Source organism: Streptomyces sp. NRRL WC-3549, from assembly GCF_000721935.1.
Classification (GTDB): domain Bacteria; phylum Actinomycetota; class Actinomycetes; order Streptomycetales; family Streptomycetaceae; genus Streptomyces.
The window spans coordinates 32,040-33,605 of sequence record NZ_KL585381.1 but is presented as its reverse complement, the minus strand read 5'-3'; the positions used below and the strand labels follow the sequence as shown (position 1 = coordinate 33,605).

The 1,566-nt window shown below is 71.3% G+C and carries 1 protein-coding gene; it reads left to right on the top strand.

What is annotated here, in order from left to right:
- Nucleotides 1–286: 286 nt before the first annotated feature.
- Nucleotides 287–1,564: an LPXTG cell wall anchor domain-containing protein gene (locus IH13_RS0100360; protein ID WP_031079972.1), complete on the top strand. Its 1,278-nt coding sequence runs from the start codon at nucleotides 287–289 to the stop codon at nucleotides 1,562–1,564.
- The last annotated feature ends 2 nt before the right edge of the window (nucleotides 1,565–1,566 follow it).

Genomic DNA, 1,566 nt, shown 5'->3' with positions numbered 1-1,566 from the left:
GCCTCCCTCGCGCCATCAGAGATGTGTATAAGAGACAGCTCCTCGCCTGACCGACGCCGCCCCGAGAGGGCGTGTGGCATTGCTCACAGCAGAAAAACAGGTAGTGAGGGCAACTGCGTCCGTTTACACCTTCCGTCCGCCACCGTGCCGCCCGGCCGCCTGTAACGACCTTTACATAGCCACCGGTTGACCGACGGTCCGGTCCTACGATCAGCGGAGGCCGTATCCGCGTGTCTCGTTCCGCTGCGGCCCCTTCTCGCTTTCTCCCGGACCCCGAAGGGCTCTTGTGAAGATTCGCCGGATCCTCGCCACGGCTGTCGTCGCCGCCGTGACCACCCCCGCAGTACTGCTTTCGGTCACCCCCGCGCTCGCCGACGCCAAGCCGGCGGCGCAGACCCAGAAGAAGCCCTCCGTCGCCGAGCTGGAGAAGGCCGCGGAGGCGGCGAAGAAGGCCTACGACGACGCCGTGGCCGCCGAGGGCGTCGCCTACGCGGCCGTCGAGGAGGCGGTGACCGACACCACGCCCCTGGCCGTGGCCCACGCCGCCGCCCGCAAGGCCGCGGACGACGCCGACGCCGCGAAGACCGTCGCCGACGAGGCGGTCACCGCCGCCGAGGCCGCGGTCGAGGCACTCCCCGAGACGGCCACGGAGGAGGAGAGGACGGCCGCGGCGACGGCCCTCGCCGAGGCCCAGGCCGCCGCGGCGACCGCCGCCGAGGCCAAGACCACCGCCGACGCCGAGGCGAAGGCGGCGAAGAAGGCCCTGGACGACTACCGGGTCGCCGCCTTCACCGAGCTCAACGCGGCGACGGAGGCGACGAAGAAGGCGCTGGAGGACAAGACCGCCGCCGACGCGGCGCTGGCCAAGGCGAAGGAGGAAGAGGAGGAGGCCGGGGGCGGCGAGGGCGACGACACCTGCGTACCCGAGGCCGACCTCACCACCGTCGTGACGGGCCTCCCGTCGAAGGTCGTCGCCGGCACCACGGTCGACTTCAAGCTTCGGGTGACCAACGGCACCACCACGACCATGGACCGGGTGTTCCCGTTCGTCTACGTCCACGCGACCGACAAGACCGGGCACAAGGACATCGAGAACCTGCTGCGCCTCCAGTGGTCCAGCGGCTCCTCGTCCCAGTGGAACACCGTCGACAACGAGAACTACATCCGTGCCATCAGCCCGCTGAAGGCAGGCGCGCACGCCGACATCAAGCTGCGCCTCAGCGTCGACGCGGCGGCGCCGGCCGGCGAGGGCGTCACGTTCGTCGCCGGTGACTACTGGAACGACAACGGCGCGTGCGGCGGGTCCCCGAAGCTGACGGGCTACGAGTTCGAGATCGCCCCGGCGGGCAGCAAGCCCGGCAAGGTCGACGACGCCAAGCCCGGGACGACCAAACCGAACACCTCGGGCCTCACGGCGCAGAGCGGCACCCTGGCCACCGGCAGCCTCGCCGCGACCGGAACCGACGCGACCTCGCAGCTCGCCCTCGCGAGCGGCGCGGCCGTGGCGCTCGGCGCGGGTGCGATGTTCGTCGTACGGCGGCGCAGGACCGGCGCGGACGCCTGATC